Origin of the sequence: Mycobacterium sp. Marseille-P9652, from assembly GCF_902652685.1 — a bacterium.
Lineage (GTDB): Bacteria > Actinomycetota > Actinomycetes > Mycobacteriales > Mycobacteriaceae > Mycobacterium.
Window position 1 is genome coordinate 1 of sequence record NZ_CACRUY010000021.1, and the last position, 20,480, is coordinate 20,480.

General features: G+C 70.5%; 18 protein-coding genes and 3 pseudogenes. 7 read left to right on the forward strand and 14 right to left on the reverse strand.

Annotated features, from left to right (window positions below; translation table 11 throughout):
* The first annotated feature begins 82 nt into the window (after positions 1 to 82).
* A complete protein-coding gene (locus tag GPY60_RS26620; protein WP_444850858.1) occupies positions 83 to 565 on the forward strand; it encodes a hypothetical protein in 483 nt (160 codons plus the stop codon).
* Between the two features lie 191 nt (positions 566 to 756).
* On the opposite strand, the gene GPY60_RS13220 is transcribed toward GPY60_RS26620, so the two are convergent.
* The 5 genes from GPY60_RS13220 to GPY60_RS13240 all read right to left on the reverse strand — a co-directional run bounded on the left by GPY60_RS13220 (position 757) and on the right by GPY60_RS13240 (position 6,816).
* Positions 757 to 1,644 carry a L,D-transpeptidase gene (locus GPY60_RS13220; protein ID WP_156688132.1) on the reverse strand — a complete coding sequence of 296 codons (888 nt, stop codon included), beginning with the start codon at positions 1,642 to 1,644 and terminating at the stop codon, positions 757 to 759.
* A 138-nt stretch (positions 1,645 to 1,782) separates the two neighbouring features.
* A complete protein-coding gene (locus tag GPY60_RS13225) occupies positions 1,783 to 3,210 on the reverse strand; it encodes a phytoene desaturase family protein (RefSeq protein WP_156688133.1) in 1,428 nt (475 codons plus the stop codon).
* Positions 3,207 to 4,955, reverse strand: a complete 1,749-nt coding sequence (locus tag GPY60_RS13230) for a DUF3556 domain-containing protein (protein ID WP_156688134.1) — start codon at positions 4,953 to 4,955, stop codon at positions 3,207 to 3,209. Before GPY60_RS13230 ends, GPY60_RS13225 begins: the two co-directional genes overlap by 4 nt.
* Positions 4,956 to 5,097: 142 nt before the next feature.
* A complete protein-coding gene (locus GPY60_RS13235; protein ID WP_370462719.1) occupies positions 5,098 to 6,306 on the reverse strand; it encodes a PucR family transcriptional regulator in 1,209 nt (402 codons plus the stop codon).
* Positions 6,307 to 6,381: 75 nt separating this feature from the next.
* A complete protein-coding gene (locus tag GPY60_RS13240) occupies positions 6,382 to 6,816 on the reverse strand; it encodes a hypothetical protein (RefSeq protein WP_156688136.1) in 435 nt (144 codons plus the stop codon).
* A 254-nt stretch (positions 6,817 to 7,070) separates the two neighbouring features.
* Between GPY60_RS13240 and GPY60_RS13245 the strand changes: the two genes are divergently transcribed.
* Genes GPY60_RS13245 through GPY60_RS13255 form a run of 3 tightly spaced genes read left to right on the forward strand, consistent with a single transcriptional unit; the run spans position 7,071 to position 10,717 of the window.
* Complete coding sequence (locus GPY60_RS13245) at positions 7,071 to 7,826, forward strand: lysophospholipid acyltransferase family protein (RefSeq protein WP_156688199.1); 756 nt, start codon at positions 7,071 to 7,073, stop codon at positions 7,824 to 7,826.
* Positions 7,827 to 7,829: 3 nt separating this feature from the next.
* Positions 7,830 to 9,452 carry an acyl-CoA ligase FadD12 gene (gene fadD12, locus GPY60_RS13250; protein WP_156688137.1) on the forward strand — a complete coding sequence of 541 codons (1,623 nt, stop codon included), beginning with the start codon at positions 7,830 to 7,832 and terminating at the stop codon, positions 9,450 to 9,452.
* Entirely contained in the window at positions 9,449 to 10,717 is a 1,269-nt protein-coding gene (locus GPY60_RS13255; RefSeq protein ID WP_156688138.1) for an alpha/beta hydrolase, read from the forward strand. The genes fadD12 and GPY60_RS13255 overlap by 4 nt, the downstream gene beginning before the upstream one ends.
* On the opposite strand, the gene GPY60_RS13260 is transcribed toward GPY60_RS13255, so the two are convergent.
* The 7 genes and pseudogenes from GPY60_RS13260 to uvrC all read right to left on the reverse strand — a co-directional run bounded on the left by GPY60_RS13260 (position 10,714) and on the right by uvrC (position 18,512).
* A complete protein-coding gene (locus tag GPY60_RS13260; RefSeq protein ID WP_156688139.1) occupies positions 10,714 to 11,520 on the reverse strand; it encodes an SDR family NAD(P)-dependent oxidoreductase in 807 nt (268 codons plus the stop codon). The genes GPY60_RS13255 and GPY60_RS13260 overlap by 4 nt on opposite strands.
* A gap of 41 nt (positions 11,521 to 11,561) precedes the next feature.
* The gene (locus GPY60_RS13265) at positions 11,562 to 12,224 is read right to left on the reverse strand and encodes a TetR/AcrR family transcriptional regulator (protein WP_156688140.1); all 663 of its coding nucleotides are present in this window, start codon (positions 12,222 to 12,224) and stop codon (positions 11,562 to 11,564) included.
* Positions 12,225 to 12,227: 3 nt separating this feature from the next.
* Positions 12,228 to 13,619, reverse strand: a complete 1,392-nt coding sequence (locus GPY60_RS13270) for a WS/DGAT/MGAT family O-acyltransferase (RefSeq protein ID WP_156688141.1) — start codon at positions 13,617 to 13,619, stop codon at positions 12,228 to 12,230.
* Between the two features lie 20 nt (positions 13,620 to 13,639).
* On the reverse strand, positions 13,640 to 14,617 hold the full coding sequence (gene whiA / locus GPY60_RS13275) for a DNA-binding protein WhiA (protein ID WP_156688142.1): 978 nt from the start codon (positions 14,615 to 14,617) through the stop codon (positions 13,640 to 13,642).
* Positions 14,614 to 15,646, reverse strand: a pseudogene (gene yvcK / locus GPY60_RS13280) (uridine diphosphate-N-acetylglucosamine-binding protein YvcK). The gene whiA and the pseudogene yvcK overlap by 4 nt, the downstream one beginning before the upstream one ends.
* A gap of 8 nt (positions 15,647 to 15,654) precedes the next feature.
* A complete protein-coding gene (rapZ, locus tag GPY60_RS13285; RefSeq protein WP_156688144.1) occupies positions 15,655 to 16,572 on the reverse strand; it encodes an RNase adapter RapZ in 918 nt (305 codons plus the stop codon).
* Positions 16,569 to 18,512 (reverse strand): excinuclease ABC subunit UvrC, encoded by a 1,944-nt coding sequence (uvrC, locus tag GPY60_RS13290; RefSeq protein WP_156688145.1) that lies wholly within the window; start codon positions 18,510 to 18,512, stop codon positions 16,569 to 16,571. Before uvrC ends, rapZ begins: the two co-directional genes overlap by 4 nt.
* A 124-nt stretch (positions 18,513 to 18,636) precedes the next feature.
* On the opposite strand from uvrC, the pseudogene GPY60_RS27085 reads away from it, so the two are divergent.
* The 3 genes and pseudogenes from GPY60_RS27085 to GPY60_RS26625 all read left to right on the forward strand — a co-directional run.
* Positions 18,637 to 18,768, forward strand: a pseudogene (locus GPY60_RS27085) (DivIVA domain-containing protein); the annotation flags it as partial.
* A 33-nt stretch (positions 18,769 to 18,801) separates the two neighbouring features.
* Positions 18,802 to 19,041, forward strand: a pseudogene (locus GPY60_RS27725) (DivIVA domain-containing protein); the annotation flags it as partial.
* 152 nt (positions 19,042 to 19,193) lie between these two features.
* Complete coding sequence (locus GPY60_RS26625) at positions 19,194 to 19,337, forward strand: hypothetical protein (RefSeq protein WP_197283660.1); 144 nt, start codon at positions 19,194 to 19,196, stop codon at positions 19,335 to 19,337.
* A 6-nt stretch (positions 19,338 to 19,343) separates the two neighbouring features.
* Here the strand turns inward: GPY60_RS26625 and GPY60_RS13300 are convergent, their stop codons facing one another.
* Together GPY60_RS13300 and GPY60_RS13305 are read right to left on the reverse strand one after the other, a co-directional pair.
* Positions 19,344 to 19,745 (reverse strand): hypothetical protein, encoded by a 402-nt coding sequence (locus tag GPY60_RS13300; RefSeq protein WP_231639639.1) that lies wholly within the window; start codon positions 19,743 to 19,745, stop codon positions 19,344 to 19,346.
* A gap of 46 nt (positions 19,746 to 19,791) precedes the next feature.
* Positions 19,792 to 20,469 carry a hypothetical protein gene (locus tag GPY60_RS13305; RefSeq protein ID WP_156688147.1) on the reverse strand — a complete coding sequence of 226 codons (678 nt, stop codon included), beginning with the start codon at positions 20,467 to 20,469 and terminating at the stop codon, positions 19,792 to 19,794.
* Between the last annotated feature and the right edge of the window lie 11 nt (positions 20,470 to 20,480).

The following is a 20,480-nucleotide window of genomic DNA, read 5'->3' on the forward strand; positions in this document are numbered from 1 at the left end:
CCGCCCGCACACCGGGCGAGGCGGGGACGGTGGCCCGGCACCCGCGGCCGAAGTCTGCGCGACCAGCGCCCCGCTCACCGACATGGCCGGCGTCCCGCTGGTGGTACCCGGTCCGGTTCCGGTGGTGCCCGCCGGTGCGCCGCTGATCGCGCTCGGGCCGCCCGTCCCGGTGGGCGCACCCGTCCCGGTGGGCGCGCCCGTGCCCGTCGGCGCGCCCGTGCCCGTCGGCGCGCCCGTGCCCGTCGGCGCGCCCGTGCCCGTCGGCGCGCCCATCCCGGTCGGCGCACCCGTGCCCGTCGGCGCGCCCATCCCGGTCGGCGCACCCGTGCCCGTGGGCGCGCCCATCCCGGTCGGCGCGCCGGTGCCCGTCGGCGCCCCGGTGCCGGTGGTGCCCGTCGGCGCTCCGCTGATCGCACTCGCCGGTGGGCCCGTCGAAGGGGCCGCGCCGGCCGGTGCCGCCCCGATCATCGACATGTCCGGCACCGGCAAGGGCGCGCCGACCGGTCCGGCCCCGGCCGGCGGCCCCGTCGCCGGTCAGCCGCTGCCCGCGGGTCCCGCCCGCTGAGCCCGATCAACCGCCGCACGGACCCGCTGGGAGCTCCCAGCGGGTCCGTTCATTTCGGGGCCTGCTGATGGTTGCGGTGACCTGGCCACACTCGCGACGTGAGCCTTATGCGCCTAGCGCGCGGAAGAGTCGGGAACGCCTGCGAGACAAGGGGTTGCGAGGCGCTCGCGGAAGGACCGTCGTCCGGTCGTCTAGCTGGGCGGGGCTTCCCAGAGCAGCGGTGGCTGCGGCCGCGGCGGCTGCTGCGGCTGCGGCGGTTGCTGCACCGACTCCGGCGCCGCTTCCTGCACGATCACCGGGTCGCCGACATTGACCGTGTTGTAGTACCACTCGGCGTCCTCGGGGCTCAGGCTGATGCACCCGTGGCTGACGTTGTCCAGGCCCATCGCGTTCACGGCCCACGGAGCCGCATGCACGTACAGCCCATGGTTGGTGATGCGCACCGCGTAGTCCACCGGGATCCGGTAGCCGTCGGGGGCATCGACGGGGATTCCGACGCTGCTCGAGTCCATGGTGACCGTGCGTCGCTTGTCCAGGACGGTGTAGGAACCGACCGGCGTCGGGTACTCCGGCCGGCCCATCGAGGCCGGAAGCACGCCCGGTTCGCCCAAGTGGGGTCGGTGATGCGGCGCCGGCAACGACTGCGGCGGTCCCGCCTCGACGCCGTCGATGGTCACGGTGAACGTGTGATCAGAGATGTTGGCCACTCCGAGAACCTTGGGGCCGGTGTGGAATTCAGTGGACAATCCGCCCACCGACAGCGCCACCGTGGTGTGCGGCGGCCAGTACCGATCGGGAACCCACTGCACCACGTCGTTGTCGACCCACTCGTACCTTCCGGTCATCGGGGGCGCGGACCTGACCTCGATGGTGCGCTCGGCGGCGCGCCGGTCTGCCACGGGGCCGCTGAACCTCACCACCACCGGGTACGCGACACCCACGACCGCGCCACGCGCGGGCAGGACCGAGGCGACGGTGAATCCGTACGACCTGTTCGCCGCGGCCTGGCTTACGCCGGGCGCCGCGGCCACGCTCGCAGCGATTCCGATCACGGCAAGAGCGCGCCGAATTACCGCCATGGCCCCTATTCCTCTTAACTGACAAGGTTGCAATAGCCATGGTATGGGGGCCGTGAGCTGCGGAAGTGCAAGGGCGCGTGCGCAATTGGTCAAGACTCGGTCACGGTTCGGCCACGGCGAGCCTGCGCCGGAATGCGGTCAGTGACCGCCCCGCTTGCGCAGCCACTTCAGCGCCGACTCGGCGGCGTAGTAGCCGCACAGCCCGTGGACGCCCGCCCCCGGCGGTGTGGACTGCGAACAGAGGTACACCCCCGGCACGCCGATCGTGTACGGGTCGACGGCGATCCGCGGGCGGAAGATGACCTGCAGCCCGTCGTTGGAGCCGCCGATGATGTCGCCGCCGATGAAGTTGGGGTTGTAGGCCTGCAGTTCGGCCGTGCTCTTGCTGACCGTGGCGACGACACGGTCGCGAAATCCCGGCGCGAACCGCTCGATCTGGTCGACGACGGCGTTGGTCGCGTCCCCGGTGTAACCGAACGGCACGTGCGCATAGGCCCAGACCGGGTGGACGTTGCCCGCCGAGCGCGACGGGTCGGCCACGTACTGCTGCCCGACGAGCACGAACGGCCGCGGCACCATCTTGCCTTGTGCGCGTTGACGTTCGGTGTCGGCCACCTCGTCGAATGTGCCGCCGAGGTGGACGGTGCCGGCGCGGCCGCAGTCCGGATTGGTCCACGGGATGTCGCCCTCGATGGCGAAGTCGACCTTGAACGCCGACGACCCCTCGCGGTAACGCTCGAAGGACCGCCTGATGCGGGCGGGCATGGCGTCGCCGTAGATCCGCAGCGCCAGGGCCGGGCTGAGGTCGAGCATCACCAGGTCGGCGTAGGGGATGTCACCGCGGTCGTTGACCGTCACCCCGGTGCTCACGCTCCCGCCGTGCTCCTCCAGGGCCGCCGCCAGCGCCCTGGTGATCGCCCCCGAGCCGCCCTCGGCGACTGGCCAGCCGTACCGGTGCCCGCTGGCCAGGATCATCAGCCCGAGCGACGCGGTGAGCGGCCGGTCCAGGCGGGTGTAGACGTGCGCGGCCGAGCCGCCGAACAGCGCACGCGCCTGTTCGGTGCGGAACCACCGGGCCATCACGGTGGCGGGGAGCAGCGCGCGCGGCCCGAACCCGGCGAGGCGAACGGGGTGCCGCGGCACGTTGATCACCGGGCGCATCAGGTCTTCGGCCAGGGCGTCGAACCCGGAGGCGAGGTCCCCGACGGCGCGGCGCCACCGCGTGGCGTCGGGTCCCATGCCGGCCGTCGTGCGCTCTAGCGACTGGTACAGCAGGCCGGCGCTGCCGTCGTCGAGCGGGTGCGCGCAGTCGATTTCCGGCCACTTCCACGTCAGGCCGTAGCGCTGCAGGCCGACCTCTTTCCAGAACGGCGACCCGATCCCCAGCGGGTGAAACGCCGAGCAGTGGTCGTGGATGACGCCCGGCACCGTCAACTCACCCGAGCGCGCTCCCCCGCCGATCCTGTCGCGCGCCTCGAGCACCTGGACGTCGACGCCGTGCCGCGCGAGGTGCAGCGCCGCGGCCAGGCCGTTGGGCCCGGCCCCGACCACGACCGCCGTGGTCATCGCGCGCTGCGTTGAGTCGTCACGTGGACGGGCAACTCGTCGCCGGGTTCGGGCCAGGGGTTGCGGGTCAGCATGTCCTTGACGTCGACGTAGCCTTCCTCGATCAGGCCGCGCTCGGCGTCGAAGATGCGGTACCACTGCTTCTGGATGTGGATCGGCTGGCCCTCGAGGACGATCACGCGGACGTCGCCGTCCTCAAAGCCGCACCGGCGCTGCACCGCTTCCAGGAGCTGCTCGTTGTGCAGGTGGCCCTCGCCGAAGTTCCACCCGACGAGCGGCCCGGCGACGATCTCGCCCTCCCGGATCTTGTACTCGGACTCGTCGTCGATCGCGTGCGGCAGCAGGGCGTTGAGCGCCCGGCCGTGCACGTGCATCGCCCGGAAGGCGGCCGTCTTGTCGGCCATGATCTCCGCGGTCTCCGGGTCGTACAGCCGCGCAAGCTGATTCACGACCAACGCGGAGCTCTTGACGACCTCGGCGTCGATCTTCTCCTCGGCGCCCGCGCGGAAACACCACACGCTGGAGGCCCAGTTGCCGGCGTAATACCGCATCGCGGGGAGGAACGAAATCTTCTTGGGGAACATGTTTCCCGCGATCACGAACGCCACCACGACGATAATGAGGGCCAACAACACCGGTGAGCGGAGGTCGGTCGCCCGGATCGAAGCGTAGTGCCCAAACAGGTAGAACAGCGAGAAGATGAAGAAGACGTTCCACTCCAACGGAACCCCCATCGGGAGGTTGGAGATGATGTTGAGGTGGAAGATCACCATGAACCCGATGAGGAACCATCGCCACGGGTGATCCCCGGCGAAGAAGACCAGCACGGTGGGGACCACGAATTCGGCCGTGGTGCCGCCGACGTGGGCCATCAGCTTGGGCAACCAAGAGGGGCGCAGGTCGTTGACGTGGTCGCGGTACAGCATGTGTTTGATCGGGTTGAACAGCTTGGGCCGCAGCAGCGCGTTGTTGCTCGTCATCACCGCCACCACGTAGGGGAAGTGGTGGTTGAGCTTGGAAGTCGCTGCGCCCCACCACAACAACAGCATGATGATCTTGTAGGCCGCGATCTGGTCGGTGAACGGGAAGAAGAACACCAATAGCTTCAGCCAGTAGTGTTCGCCGCGGGCCGCCAGGAAGATGGTCTTGTCCCGCAGGCCCAGTAGCGCCAGCGCGACGATCGTCGGGATGACCCTGACGGGGTCGATCAGGCCGACGTCGCCGGCGGCGGTCACGGGCCCGCCGTGACCGGGAGACAGCAGCGCCCAGACTCCGCCGCCCAGCACGATCGCGTACAGGGCGACGTCGAACACGGTGCGTCTGTCACCGGCGGTGAACGGAACCTTGCCCGGCCAGGCGGGCAACCGAATAGTGTTGGGCCGCAACCAGTACAGGATGCCCCCGATCGGCGGCATGAATCGCCCGGTCAGCGGCCCGGATCCGCAGCCCAGGCCCGTCACCTCGAACAGCAGCGTGAAGACGATGACCTTCTGGTACACGATCGGTTGCGTCCACCAGTCACCGATGCGGCTCAGGCCGCCGAGGCCCGGGGTCAGCGAGATGATCGCGGCGGGCACCGCGACGTACAGCGCGATCTTGATCAGGTACAGCAGGTACACCGCGTACGGAGTCCCGAAGCCGTGTTCGGCCCAGTGCCGGGTGACGACCTGCAGCCGGGTGGCCCGGGGCAGGGTCGGCCAGGTCTTGTGATCGACGTCCGGGAGTTCTGGTGCCATGAATCCCATGGGGTCCTCTTTCGGGATCGGATCTATGTGGCCGACAGGGTGAGTCGCCGATGCCAGCAACGATATCCGCGTGCGTGGATCACACACCATATGCCGGGGCGACGAAGCTCACAGCGGCCTTTGTGCGCTCCGCACGAATGCACTACCCGGGCGCGCGCAGGACCCCTGGAGCCATCCAGCGGCACGCCTCCAGCGCCACCTGCACCTTGAGCACCGCATCGGGATCGTCGAAGCTCAGCCCGCAGAGTTCCGTCGCCTGCGCCACCCGATATTGAATCGTGTTGCGGTGCAGGATCATCGCGTCGGCGGTCGCCACATAGCTGCGGTTGCGGGCCAGGAACTCGCGCAGGGTTTCCCGCAGCAAGCGCGTGCGTTCGTCGTCGACGCCGAGCTCCCCCAGCACGTCACCGACGAAGGCCCGCAGATCCTCGAGATCACCGGCCATCAGGGCGGTGGGCGCCACCTCCCGGTAGAAGGTGAGGCGGGCGGGCCGATGGCCGCCGGCCAGCGCGAGCGCCTTCACCCGCTCGGCCCGCCTCATCGATTGCCGGAAGCCGACCAGCCCGTCGCTCACGTCACCGAAGGCCACGTGCACCTTGATCCCGGCCTTCTCGACCGCTGAGCGCACCCGCGACGTGGACGCCAGTTCCGCCGAGCGCACCGAAAACCACAGCCGCGCCTCGCGTTCGTCGGTGGGCACCATGAGCGCGGGGCCGATCGCGCCCAGTGCCGTGGCCAGCACCGACCGCGCTCGGTCGAACAACTCCACCACCTCCGGGGTGGGCACGTCGGCGTCCGCCCACAGCACCGCCGCGATGTGCGTTCCGCCCAATCGGTAGCCCAACGCCTCCTCCGCGCGGGTGACATCGATCGGGTTGCCGGCGATCACCTGGCCGACCCACTGCTGGCGCAGGCCGCTGCGCCGGCTGACCCACCGGTCGCGTTCCCGTTCGTAGGCCACGCCGACCTGGTCGCATACCAGGTCGATCCAGCGCGCCGACCGGTTCACCAGCTCCACGATCGCCGCCACCCGGTCGTGGCCCGGCAGCGCGGAGGCGTGTCGCATGGCGGCGTCCAGGAAGCGCGCATGTCCGATCCGATACGCCCGGATCAACGCCGACAGGGGGACGTCGCGCTGCGCGAGCGTGCGCGCATACCCCAGCGCCGCGGCCGGCGCTCCCGGCGGGATCTCCGGCGCGTCCAGATCGAGGTAATGGATTGCCGCCACGACGTTTTCGGTGATGCTCGCCCTCAACAGGTCCGCGAGGCGGGCGTCGTGGTCCAGCGCCCGGATCTGCGTCAGGGTCACGGCGACGAGATCGGCGATGAAGTCCTCGCGATCGGCGTACATCTGCCGGGCCACCACCGAGACCGGCGGGCCGCCGACGCCGGTCACCTGCCCGCCTCAGACCGCGCCGGTGCCGGCCTAGCGGCCCGCGAGCGACGGCGCGGTCTTCGTCGTGCCGTCCCCCGGGGCCCGACGCGGGAAGCGCCGTCGCAGGCTGTCGATCATGCCGTCAAGGGCCTGGCGATCCTGTTGTTCGGCGAACGTCATGCGGTTGAAGGTCCGGACGCCGTCCGCATCGCCCTTGGCCTCGGCGACCGCGACCGCCTTGCGGTACTCGTCGATCCGGTGGTCGATGAGCCGGCGGTTCTGGATGAGCAACCGCAGAAAGTAATCGGCCTGCTGGTGGTCCGCGGGCAGCTCCCCGCCGGGTGACGGGGCGGGGCTCCCGACGCCGGCGTGGCGCGGGACGCCGGCCGGACCCGGCCGGTGGACGCGCTGCTCACGGGGGTTGCGAGGGCCGCGCGTGACGCCGGGCCGGGCGCCGTGTCCGTGAGACAAACCTGCGAATTCCATCGTGGTCTCCTCACTCGAGCGGGGCCTGCGGCCTGCGTGGGCCCTGGTGGGCCCTCGGTGGGCTTGGTAACCATAGCGCCAGTATCCGGCGGGCACCATATGCCCTGGTCGCCCAATTTCCAAACGCGTTGACGGCGGCCCAGTGCCCGGTCGCTACCATCGATTCGACGCGGCGGCGCCGCCGGCCGGAGGCTCGAGGGGAGAACGTGAGCGACAAGCCAGACACCGGGGACCTCGACAAGTTCGACCCCGGCATGACCCGGCGCATGGTCAGCGTGATGCGCCCGTTCCTCAAGACGTATTTCCGGTCGGAAGTCCGGGGCCTCGATTCGTTCCCGCCCGGCGGGGTTCTGGTCGTCGGCAACCACTCCGGTGGCATGTTCCCGATGGACGTCCCGGTGTTCAGCGTCGACTTCTACCAGAAGTTCGGCTACGACCGGCCGGTGTACACGCTGAGCCACGACATCTTGATGGCCGGCCCCAGCGGGCAGCTCCTCCGGCGCACCGGCTACATCCGCGCCAACCGGGCGAACGCCGACGCGGCGCTGCGCTCCGGCGGCGTCGTGATCGTCTTTCCGGGCGGCGACTACGACGCCTACCGGCCGACGCTGTCGGAGAACGTCATCGACTTCAACGGCCGCAAGGGCTACGTGAGGACGGCGATCGAGGCGGGCGTGCCCATCGTGCCGGCCGTGTCGATCGGCGGCCAGGAGACCCAGCTCTACCTGTCGCGGGGTACCTGGCTGGCCGAGCGCCTCGGCGTGAAACGCTTGCTGCGCAGCGACATTCTGCCGATGTCGTTCGGCTTCCCGTTCGGGTTCAGCGCCGTCATCCCGCCCAATGTCCCGCTGCCGACGAAGATCGTGACGCAGGTGCTGCCGCCGATCGACATCGCCGCGACGTTCGGCGACGACCCGGACATCGACGAGGTCGACGAGCACGTGCGGACGGTGATGCAGGAGGCCCTCACCGCGCTGGCCGCCACGCGACGCTTCCCAATCCTGGGCTGACCCATGGCAACTCGTCTCGGCCAGGCCGTCGGCCTCGTAGCGACCCTGCGGCGCGCCGGCATCATCGCGCCGATGCGGCCCGACCGCTACCTGAAGATCGCCGCCGCCATGCGCCGCGAAGGCCTCGGCATCACCTCGGGTTTCGCCGCGGCGGCACAGCGTTGCCCGGACCGACCCGGACTGATCGACGAGCTGGGCACCCTGACCTGGGGGCAGCTCGACGAGCAGAGCGACGCGCTGGCCGCCGCGCTGCAGCAACTGCCAGGCGGCCGGCCCACCGTCATCGGCATCATGTGCCGCAACCACCGGGGGTTCGTCCAGTCGCTGGTCGCGGCCAACCGGATCGGCGCGGACATCCTGCTGCTCAACACCTCATTCGCCGGGCCGGCGCTCGCCGACGTCGTCAACCGTGAGGGCGTCGACACCGTCATCTACGACGAGGAGTTCACCGAGACGGTGGACCGGGCGCTCGCGGACAAGCCGGGCGCCACCCGGATCGTCGCGTGGGCCGACGGCCCGCACGAGCTGACGGTGGACAAGCTCGTCGACGACCACGCCGGTCAGCAACCCGAGCGCACCGGCAAGAAGGGCAGGATGATCCTGCTCACCTCCGGCACCACCGGAACACCCAAGGGCGCCAAGCAGTCCGGCGGCAACGCCGGTGTCGGCACGCTGAAGGCCATCCTGGACCGCACGCCCTGGCGTACCGGGGAGACCACGGTGATCGTGGCGCCGATGTTCCACGCGTGGGGCTTCTCGCAGCTGGTGTTCGCCGCGTCCATGGCGTGCACGGTGGTCACCCGCCGCAAGTTCGACCCGGAGGCCACCCTCGACCTCGTCGATCGGTATGGGGCGACCGGGCTGATCGTGGTGCCGGTCATGTTCGACCGCATCATGGAGCTGCCGGCCGACGTCCGCAGGCGCTACAGCGGCCGCACCCTGCGGTTCGCCGCGGCGTCCGGTTCCCGGATGCGGCCCGACGTGGTCCTGGCGTTCATGGACGAGTTCGGCGACGTGATCTACAACAACTACAACGCCACCGAGGCCGGCATGATCGCCACCGCCACCCCGCAGGACCTGCGCGCCGCGCCCGACACCGCGGGTCGCCCCGCCGACGGCACCGAGATCCGGATCCTGGACCCGGAATTCAACGAGCTGCCCACCGGCGAGGTGGGAACCATCTACGTGCGCAACGACACCCAGTTCGACGGCTACACCTCGGGCAGCACCAAGGACTTTCACGCCGACTTCATGTCGTCGGGCGATGTGGGCTACCTCGACGACGCCGGCCGGCTGTTCGTCGTCGGCCGCGACGACGAGATGATCGTCTCCGGTGGAGAGAACGTCTACCCGATCGAGGTCGAGAAGGTACTGGCCGCCCACCCCGACGTCGCGGAGGCGACGGTGATCGCCGTCGACGACCAGCAGTATGGACAGCGGCTGGCGGCCTTCGTCGTCCTCAATGCCGGCGCTTCGGCCACCCCCGACACCCTCAAGCAGCACGTGCGCGACAACCTGGCCAACTACAAGGTGCCCCGCGAGATAGCCGTCCTCGACGAGCTGCCCCGCGGCAGCACCGGCAAGATCCTGCGCAACGAGCTGCAGGCGCGGGTAGGCGGCTCGTGAGGTTCGCATGGGCCCGCCGCCCCCGGCCGCTGACGCGCGCGGCGCTCGAACTGGCCAACGCCGCCAACGGGTTACGCCCGTTGAGCCGCAACACCTACGCCTCGGTGCTGGTGTTCTGGTTCGGTTGGCCGACGTCGGAGGTGCCGGCCCTGTACGCCGCCGCCTCGATGCTCGATGCCGTCCGCCGCGGCCGGCGCGGCGACTTCGCCGGTCGCACCGGCAAGCTGGCGCTGGCGATGACGGCCGCGTCCTGGCCGATCCTGGGTGCGATCGCCTACCTCGGCGCGAAAACCCCGGGGCCGGTGCTGGAGGCCGGGCTGCAGGAACAGCTCGGCCTCGACTACGCCGACGAATTGGCCTCGCTGCCAACCGAACTCTCGGGACCGCGCGCCGGGCGCCGACAGCTGCCCCTGCGCACCACCGTGGCCCGGCGCCGTTACGTGGACAAGCAGAACATCGTGTCCTACGGCCCGCACGGCCGGGCCAACCTCGCCGACATCTGGCGCCGCAGCGACCTGCCGCGTGACGGCAAGGCGCCGGTGCTGCTGCAGGTGCCCGGCGGCGCATGGATGATCGGCTGGCGCCGCCCCCAGGCCTATCCGCTGATGAGCCACCTGGTGTCGCGCGGCTGGGTGTGCGTGTCGATGAACTACCGCGTCTCCCCCTGGCACACCTGGCCCGATCACATCGTCGACGTCAAGCGCGCGCTGGCGTGGGTGAAGGAGAACATCGTGCGCTACGGCGGCGACCCGAACTTCGTGGCGATCAGCGGCGGCTCGGCCGGCGGTCACCTGTCGGCCCTGGCCGCGCTGAGCCCGAACGACCCCAAGTTCCAGCCGGGATTCGAGGAGGCCGACACGTCCGTGGTGGCGGCCGTCCCGTATTACGGCCGCTACGACTGGTATTCGACGGACGCCGACGGGCGAGAAGAGTTCATCGAGGTGCTCGAACGGCTCGTCGTCAAGCGCAAACTCGACACCCATCGCCACATCTATCTCGACGCCTCGCCGATTCGCTACGTGAGTCCCGACGCGCCACCGTTTTTCGTCCTGCACGGCACCAATGACTCGCTCATCCCGGTGGAAGAGGCTCGCGAGTTCGTCGACGAGCTGCGGGCGGTGTCGAAGTCCCCGGTCGCCTACGCCGAACTGCCGAGCGCGCAGCACGCTTTCGACATCTTCGGCTCACCGCGCGCCCACCGGTCGGCCGAGGCGGTCGCGCGGTTCCTGTCGTGGGTGTACGCGACGAACCGGCCGACCGGCTAGCCGTAGGCGGCCGCGGCGCGCTCGGGACTGCGCATGCGTCGCATCACGCTTCCCAGGATCGCCGTGCGGTAGCGCCGCGGCAGCGACGCCAGCGCCGCGGTCAGCAGCTTGGCCCGTGTTCCCGGCACGACGGTGGTCCGCCGCCCCAGCGCCGCCAGCGCCGCCTTGGCGACGACGTCCGGGGTGTCGGCCGACGTCATGCTCAGGCCGGCGCGGGCGGCGAAGCCCGTGTGGACGGGACCCGGCGCCACCGACAGCACGTCCACGCCGTCGGGGCGCAACTCGGCGCGCAGCCCCTCCGCGAACGCCTGAACGTACGCCTTGGTGGCGGCATAGGTCGCCTGGCCGGGCACCCCTTGCCAGCCGAGGATCGACCCGAACAGCACGACTCCCCCGTGGCCACGGGCCACCAGGCGCGGCGCGAACGCCCGCGCGAGCGCGGTCACCGCGGCGACGTTCACCGCGATCATCTCCAGTTGCGTGTCCGGCGCCGAGTCCGTCAGCGGGCCGCTCGTGCCGAATCCGGCGGCCAGCACGAGCAGTCCCACGTCGAGGTCGCGGGTCTGTTCGGCGAGGCGGCGAACCGCGTCCGGTTGCGCCAGGTCGGCGGCGAGGATCTGAGTCTGCACGCCGTGGGCCTCGCGGATCTCCTGCGAAAGATGTTGCAGCCGAGACGTTCTCCGGGCGACGAGCGCCACGTTGAGGCCGCGGCGGGCGACCGCGGTGGCGAGCTCGCGGCCGATCCCCTCGCTGGCGCCGGTGATCAATGCCCACGGCCCGTACCGGCCTGCGAAGCGGTCCATCGATCCAGACTAGCGCCGCAATGTTAACGCCGTCAACTTTCTCAGGCCGATCCGACGCCCCGTTCGATCGTGTCCAGCAGCCGGTCGGAGATCCGCTTCTTCTCTCCCGTGCCCAACGTGCTGAGCGGCCCGTCGAGGAACAGCGTCGCGAGGCCGTGCACCGCCGCCCATGCCGCCTCGTCGACGCCCTCGCGCTGACGGGCGGCGAGTACCCCGGTGGCGACCAGGTCGTCGACGCATTGCCGCAGGATGTTGAACGGATGATCCTGCTCCGCAACGTCTTCGGGGCCGTGCACCGGCTGCCGCCCCGCCGGGTGCGGCGCGAACGCCGTGCGGTACAGGCCGGGCTCGGCGAGCGCGAAGTCGATATACGCCTGGCCCGTCGCGCGGAATCGCGCCAGCGCCCGCCGGTTGCGTGGTCCGCGCTCGGGCGTTGCCGCGATGGCGGTCTTCATGCTGGCCGCCAGTTGCCGCAGGGCGTGCGCGATGACGGCGGCCATCAGCGCGTCGCGGTCGGAGTAGTGCCGGTAGGCCGCCGCGTTGCTGACGCCGACCCGCCGCTGCACGTCGCGCATCACGACCGCGTCGGGCCCGCCCGCCCTCGCCAGCTCCACCGCCGTGTCGAGCAGCGCCCGGCGCAGATCGCCGTGGTGGTAGCTGTCGCCGGTCGAGCCCGCCTGCGCTTTGTTCGGCCGTCCCGCCATGCGCTAGTCGAGCGCCGCCGTGTTCTCGAGTTCGGTGAGCGCCGGCTCGATGCCGTCCGCCATGTCGTCGATGTCGTTGGCCACCTCCGGCGTCGTCACGAAGCCGAAGTCGAGGTTGTCCTGATAGGAGAAGCACGTGATGTTCAGGGCGACATCCATGACCGGCGGCCCGAGCGGCACCAGGGAGTCCAGCTTGGCGCCGGCCATGTAGAGCGGGAACGGCGGCCCCGGAACGTTGGACACCACCAGGTTGATGGGCGCGAGATTCCGTGACAGCCCGCTGGCCGTGTAGGCGCGCGCCGCCAGCTGCAGCAGCCCGGGCGGGGTGGTCTCGGTGAGGCCCATGATCTGGTGCGCGGACAGCGCCTTGGCCATCTCCTTGGCGCTCTGCGTGCTCTCGTGGATGGCGCGCAGCCGCTCGGCCGGGTCGTCGATGTGGGTGGCCAGGGTGACCGTCATGGAGCTCACCTGGTTGCCGACGTCGCTCTTGCTGTCGTCGGTGCGGGTCGACACCGGGATCTGGGCGATCAGTGGCTTGGTCGGCAATTCCCCACGCTTGTCGAGGTATTCGCGCGCGGCGCCGGCCACCAGCGCGAGCACCACGTCGTTGAGCTTCACCCCGAAGGAGTCCTTGACCGCCTTCACCCTGGCCAGCTCCACCCGGCAGCCGGTGATGCGGCGGTGCGGCGACACGGGCGCATTGAACCGCGTCACCGGCGCCTCGAAGTAGCCCGGCGGGCGGCTGCGGATGCCGAAGGTGGCGATCTGCTGGCGCAGCGTCTGCTCGACGAGCCTGGCGATGCGGAACGGCGTCTTGACCCCGACGTTGATGAGCGCCCCGATCGCGCGCCGCTCGAGGCCCGGCAGCTGGAACCCGGCGAGCGAGTCCACCGCCCCGTTGTTGGACGGCGGGCGCGGCTCGGGCTCGACGTCCAGGAGGATCTCGGCCAGGCCGGCGCCCGAGACCCCGTCGACGATGGCGTGGTGCATCTTGGTCAGCGAGGCGATGCGCCCGCCCTCGACGCCCTCGATGACCCACATCTCCCACAGCGGCCGGGAGCGGTCGAGCTTGTAGGACATCAGCCGCCCGACGAGCTCCTCGAGCTCGCGCCGGCCGCCCGGCGCGGGAACGCCGATGCGGCGGATGTGGAAGTCGATGTCGAGGTCCTCGTCCTCGACGAACCAGGGCCGGTCGAGCCCGAGCGGCGCTCCCGTGACCCGCCACCGCAGCTGCGGCAACTCGGGCAGGCGCTCCTCGATCAGCTCGCGGACGCGCTGGAAGCTGTATTCGGGCGCCTTGCGCGGATCGCAGATCGCCAGGGCGCCCACGTGCATATGCCAGCCCGCGGTCTCGGCAGACCAGAACGCCGCGTCAACACTCGAAAGCCGCTTCATGGGTTGACCGTAGCCCTAGCTCAGGCGTCCTCCAATAGGTCCGGCGTCACGGCCGACTCCGTGTCGGGAATGCCGTCGACCTTCGCCTTGCGGTCGGCCATCGACAGCAGGCGCCGAATACGGCCCGCCACAGCGTCTTTCGTCATTGGCGGGTCGGCGAGCCGGCCGAGCTCCTCCAGCGACGCCTGCCGGTGCTCGACGCGCAGCTTGCCGGCCTGGGCCAGGTGGTCGGGGACCGTGTCGCCGAGGATCTCCAGCGCTCGCTCGACCCGGGCCGCCGCCGCGACAGCGGCGCGCGCCGAGCGGCGCAGGTTGGCGTCGTCGAAGTTGGCGAGCCGGTTGGCCGTCGCCCGGACCTCGCGGCGCATGCGCCGTTCCTCCCACACCAGCCGGGTGTCCTGCGCGCCCATCCGGGTGAGCAGGGCGCCGATCGCCTCGCCGTCGCGCACCACCACCCGGTCGGCGCCGCGCACCTCGCGGGCCTTGGCGCTGACCCCGAGACGGCGCGCAGCACCCACCAGCGCCAGCGCGGCCTCCGGGCCGGGGCAGCTGACCTCCAGCGCCGACGAGCGGCCCGGCTCGGTCAGCGAGCCGTGCGCCAAAAAGGCGCCGCGCCAGGCGGCTTCGGCGTCGGCGACGCTGCCGCCGACGACCTGGGCGGGCAGCCCCCGCACCGGACGCCCGCGGTTGTCCAGCAGGCCGGTCTGGCGGGCCAGCGCCTCGCCGTCGTTGGCGACCCGCAGCACGTAGCGGGTGCTCTTGCGAATTCCGCTGGCCGACAACACGTGCACCACCGCGTTGTAGCCGTAGAGCTCGAAGATGTCCTTGCGCAGGCGCCGCGCGATGTTCCCCAGGTCGACCTCGGCCTCCACGACCACCCGGCCCCCCACGATGTGCAGGCCGCCGGCGAACCTGAGCAGGGAGGTGACCTCGGCGCGGCGCGCGCTGACCGACTTCACCACCAGACGACTCAGTTCGTCCTTGACTTCGGTCGTCATCGCCACGCGCCGTCACCCCTCGGTTGGACTTGCACCGTCGACCCGGACTTCCGCGGTGGCCGTGACCGAAGGCGCCCCCGCGCCTCGATGGACCGCCAGGACACTGTCCAGGGCCGCCGCGAGCTTGCCCGGATCATGTAAAGGTGTACCAGGTCGGGCCACGTCGGCGAAGTGGACTTGGGCCTGAAGCAGCGTCGCCGTGCGACGCAGTTGGTCGCGTTCCCGCTCACTCGGCACGCTGTCGGCGTCGATGACGATGTCGTGCACCGTGAAACCGGGCGCGTGCTGGGCCAGGACGTGCAGGTGGCGCTCGACCGAGAACCCGGCCGTCTCCCCCGGCTCGGCCACCAGGTTGAGCACAAGCGCCCGCCGGGCGGTGGTGGCCCGCAACGCCGCCGCGAGGCCGGGAACCAGCACGTGCGGGATGACGCTGGTGAACCACGACCCCGGCCCCAGCACCACCAGGTCGGCGGCCATGATCGCGTCGACGGCCTGCCTCGTCGCCGGCGGGTCGGGCGGAAGGAGCCGCACCCGCCGCACCTTGCCCGGGGTGGTCGCGATCGCCACCTGACCTCGGATCAGCCGGAACATGCGTGGATCCGTCTCCAGGCCGGACACGTCGGCCTCGATCTGCAGGGCGATGGGACACATCGGCAACACCCGGCCCCTGACGCCGAGGATGCGCCCGAGCTCGTCGAGGGCCGCGACCGGATCGGCCAGCACCTCGGACAACCCGGCCAGCAGCAGGTTGCCCACCGGATGCCCGGCCAGCGCGCCGTCGCCGCCGAACCGGTGCTGCAGGATCGTCGCCCACAGCCGCCCGTGGGGGCTGTCGGATGCCAACGCCGCCAACGCCATTCGCAGGTCGCCCGGGGGCACCACGCCCAGCTCGCTACGCAGCCGGCCGGACGAACCGCCGTCGTCGGCGACGGTCACCACGGCGGTGACGTGGTGGGTCAGCCGGCGCGCCGCGGACAGCGTCGCGTACAGGCCGTGCCCGCCCCCGAGCGCGACGATGCCCCTGTTGATCGGTTGAGTCATTCGCGGCCCAGATCCCGGTGCAGCGCCCGCACCGCCAGCCGCGCATCGGTCTGCAGCAGCTGCGCCAGGGCCTCGGCGATCGCGACGCTGCGGTGCTTGCCGCCGGTGCAGCCGATCGCGACCGTCATGTACCGCTTGCCCTCCCGCCGGTAGCCGTCGACGACCAGGGACAGGAGTCGATGGTAGGCGTCCAGGAACTCGGCCGCGCCGGGCTGGCTCAGCACGTAGTCGCGCACCGCCGCGTGCTGACCCGTGAGGGGGCGCAACTCGTCGACCCAGTGCGGATTGGGCAGGAACCGCACGTCCATCACCATGTCGGCGTCCATCGGCAGGCCGTACTTGAACCCGAAGGACTCCACGGTGACGCTGGTGGAGGCCCCCGCGTCCCCGCCGAACGCGCGCTCGATGCTTTCCCGCAGGCCCCGCACCGAGAGCGTCGACGTGTCGATGATCAGGTCGGCCGTGGCCCGCACCGGGGCCAGCATCCGGCGCTCGGCGGCGATCCCCTCGGCCAGCGTCTGCTGGCCCTGCAGCGGGTGGCTGCGCCGGTTCTGCTCGTAGCGGCGCACCAGCATGTCGTCGGACGCCTCCATGAACACCACCCGCGGGGTGATGTTGCGGGTGGCCAGCTCGGTGCGCACCTCGTCCAGGTCGCCGGTGAAACCCCGCGACCGCACGTCCATGACGACGGCCAGCTGCGTGATCCGGGAGCCGGCCGTGAGCCCGAAGTCCACCATGCGGGTGATGAGCTGCGGCGGCAGGTTGTCGGCCACGTACCAGCCCAGGTCCTCCAGGACCTTGGCGGCGGTGCCGCGCCCGGCGCCCGACAGCCCGGTCACCAGGACGACGTCGATGTCCGCCGCGGCGCCTTCGTTCGTGGAGCCCGGGTGGCTGTCGGTGAGGTCACCCGTCATTCGGCAGCTCCGGGCGCTTCGGGTCGCAGCGCCTCGAGGACGGCCGTGGCGGTGGCCACGCCGATCCCCGGTACGGCGGTGATTTGCTCGACGGTGGCCTCCTTGAGGCGGGCTATCGATCCGAAATGCGTGACCAGCGCCTTGCGGCGATGCTCACCCAATCCTGGCACCGAATCGAGCACCGACGCGGTCATTCGCTTGGATCGCTTGCTGCGATGGTAGGCGATGGCGAACCGGTGGGCCTCGTCGCGCACCCGCTGCAGCAGGTACAGACCCTCGCTGTTGCGCGGCATGATGAGCGGATCCGGCTCGGATGGCACCCACACCTCCTCCAGCCGCTTGGCCAGGCCGATCACCGCCACGTCGGTGATGCCGAGTTCCTCGAGCACGGCGCTGGCCGCGTTGACCTGTGGGGCGCCGCCGTCGACGACGTACAGGTTGGGCGGGTACGCGAACTTGCGGGACTTGCCTTCCGGCGACAGCACATTGGGATCGTTGCGATCGCTCAGGTGCCGCAGGAACCTGCGGCGGGTCACCTCGGCGATGGAGGCGACGTCGTCCGAGCGGCCCTGACCGGCGGCTTCGCGGATCGCGAAGTGCCGGTAGTCCGATTTGCGGGGCAGGCCGTCCTCGAACACCACCAGCGAGCCCACGACGTCGGTGCCCTGCACGTGGCTGACGTCGACGCACTCGATGCGCAGCGGCGCCTCGGACAGGCCGAGTGCGTCCTGAATGCTCTGCAGCGCCGCCGATCTGGCGTTGAAGTCGCCGGCGCGCTTCAGCTTGTGTTGCTGCAGCGCCTCTTTCGCGTTGCGCTGCACCGTCTCGGCCAGCGCGCGCTTGTCACCGCGGCGCGGCACCCGCAGCACCACCCGCGAGCCCCGCAGGCCGGACAGCCAGCTGGACAGCTCCTCGGAGTTCGACGGCAGGCACGGCACCAGCACCTCGCGCGGTACGGGGTTGGCGGATTCGTCGGCGGCACCACCCAATTCGGCCTGCTCGCCGTAGAACTGCGTGAGGAACTGCTCGACCAGCCGCTCCTCGCCGGACTCCCCCGGGTCGCCGGATTTCTCGACGATCCAGCCGCGCTGGCCGCGCACCCGTCCGCCGCGGACGTGGAACACCTGCACCGCCGCCTCGAGCTCGTCGTCGGCGAACGCGACCACGTCGGCGTCGGTGCCGTCGCCCAGCACGACGGCCTGCTTCTCCATCGCGCGTTTGAGGGCGCCCAGGTCGTCACGGAGCCGGGCGGCCCGCTCGAAGTCGAGTTCCTCGGCCGCGGCGTTCATCTGCTGCTCCAGCTCGCGGGCGAACCGGTCGGTCTTGCCGGACAGGAAATCGCAGAAGTCGTCGACGATCTGCCGGTGCTCTGCGGCGCTGACCCGGTTCACGCACGGCGCCGAGCACTTGTCGATGTAGCCCAGCAGGCAGGGGCGGTCGATCTGCCTGTGGCGCTTGAACACTCCGTTGGAGCACGTCCGGGCCGGGAAGACCCGGGTCAACAGGTCCAGCGTCTCGCGGATGGCCCACGCGTGCGAGTAAGGACCGAAGTAACGCACCCCTTTGCGCCGCGGGCCGCGGTAGACCATGAGCCGGGGGTATTCCTCGTTGAGCGTGACGGCCAGCACCGGATAGGACTTGTCGTCGCGGTAGCGGACATTGAACCGCGGGTCGAACTCCTTGATCCAGTTGTATTCGAGCTGCAGCGCCTCGACCTCGGTGTTGACCACCGTCCACTCGACCTTGGCCGCGGTGGTCACCATCTGCCGGGTGCGCGGATGCAGGGCGGAGATGTCCTGGAAGTAGGACGTCAGCCGGCTCCTCAGGCTCTTGGCCTTACCCACGTAGATGACGCGCCCGTGCGGGTCCCGGAACCGGTAGACGCCCGGCTCGACCGGGATCGACCCGGGCGCGGGGCGGTACGTGGCGGGATCGGGCACCCATCCAGGCTAGTGGTCCCCGGGGACACGACTATTGGCCGCCGGAGTTCGTCGGTGCCACCATTCCCTCATGGATCACGACGACCCCGAGCGGCGCATCTCGGATCTTGAGAACCGGCTCAGCGTGCCGGCCGAGCCGGGCCGCCTCTCCGCCGCGCAGGTGCACGACGTCGCCTTCTCCAAGCCACCCATCGGGAAGCGCGGCTACAACGAGGACGAGGTCGACGCATTCCTCGACCGCATCGAGGCGACCCTGCGCGGTTCGGCGATGCCCCCACTCACCGCGGACGACGTCCGCACCGTCGCCTTCTCCAAGCCGCCGATCGGGAAGCGCGGCTACAACGAGGACGAGGTCGACGCGTTCCTCGACGTCGTGGCCACGCAGCTGGTTTCGGGGCCGGCCGCGCGCCCGTCGGCGGACCCCCTCCCGAGCGCGAGACACGGCGGGAAGAAGCACGGCACCGAGGAGACGTGGCCCCGCCGAGTGCTCAACGCGGTGACCGACTTCGTCGCCTGGGTCCTGGACTGAGCCTTCCGTTCCTCCGCCGTTATGGTCACCGGCGGACCTGCGGCCTGTCATCCTGTGTCTCATGCCCGACACCAGGGAACCAGCGACCAGCGTGACGGGTGAACGTGCCGCTCAAACGTGTTGACGAATTGAAGCCCGGCGACAGGATCCGCATGAAGATCGGCCACGCCACCGTCGTGGGCGTCGAATGCCTCGACGACGAACGCACCATGCTCACGTTCGCCTACGGCACCAAGGGCCCTGCCGACAACGACCTCACCGTCGACGTGCTCGACGACGACGAGTGGGGCTGGTGAGACCCGTCAGGCGTGCGGGCAGAACATCCCGAGGATCTGCTGGCAGTTGTCCTTGTTGATCAGACCCGGTGGCGCCGGCGGAGGGGGCGGCGGCGGGTTTTCGCCGTCCCAGATGTTCTGGGCGACGTTGCCCTGCCCGAAGTACACGTAATAGTAGGTGTGGCAGATGTTGTTGTCCCAGATCACCGGGTTGGTGACGTGATTGCCGGTCGGGGGCAGGGGCTGGCCAGGGCACCAGTGACACGGGCCCTCCGGGTGGTCGTTCGGGCAACCCGGCCAGGCGTCGAGCGGCATGGGTGCCGGTAGCGCCCCGGCGGTTCCCGCGGCCGGGCCGAGACAGGCCAGACCCAGACCGCCGGCCACCAAGGCCCGCGCGGCGAGGCGAGCGACATAGGTTTGCACGTTCATAGCCGGGAAGGCTAGACGCGAGCGCTTGCGAAATCCTTGCGTTGCGTCAGGCGGTCCGGCCGTCGATCTGCGAGCGCCGCTTGGCGGCCCAATCCGCCATGGGGAAGCCGGGTTTGGCGTCGCAGGCCGAGAGCAGCGCGGTCAGCCGGGGAAGGACGGCCAGCCCGTAGTCGCAGGTCCAGTCCGGCCGCGTCATGGTCCACGTCAGGACGCCGTCACCGGTGCTGAACAAGCTGAGGTGCAGCGGCGGCGCCTGCCCTTGCGGGGCCACACCCACGGCGTCGCCGCGGCAGTTGGCGATGTCACGGAAACCGTTCCACACCACGTCGTGAACGTTGAGGTCCCGGTCGTACCGGTCGACCGCCTCGGCGTACAACGCCGAACCGGTGACCCGATACGACGATTCGGCGTGATCGGACAACCCGGGTGGCCGCAGCGGCGAGTTCTCGAACAACAACGCCGCCGAGCACTCCGGCGGCTGGGCGCTGGTGAAGTAGGAGTCGCCGATGGGGGCCGCGGTGACCGGACCCAGGGGCGTGACATCACCGTTCTGCAGCAGCAGATCACGCGCGGCGACGGGTGGGTGCGCGGGCCGAAACGTCGCCGACGACGAAACCGTCGCCTCACCGGGTGCACGAATTGCCTTACCCTGCACCGAAGTCGAGCATGCCGCCAGCGTCACCACCGCGACGGCGGCCGCGGTCACCCCCGCAACACGAGCCATCGGCTGATGGT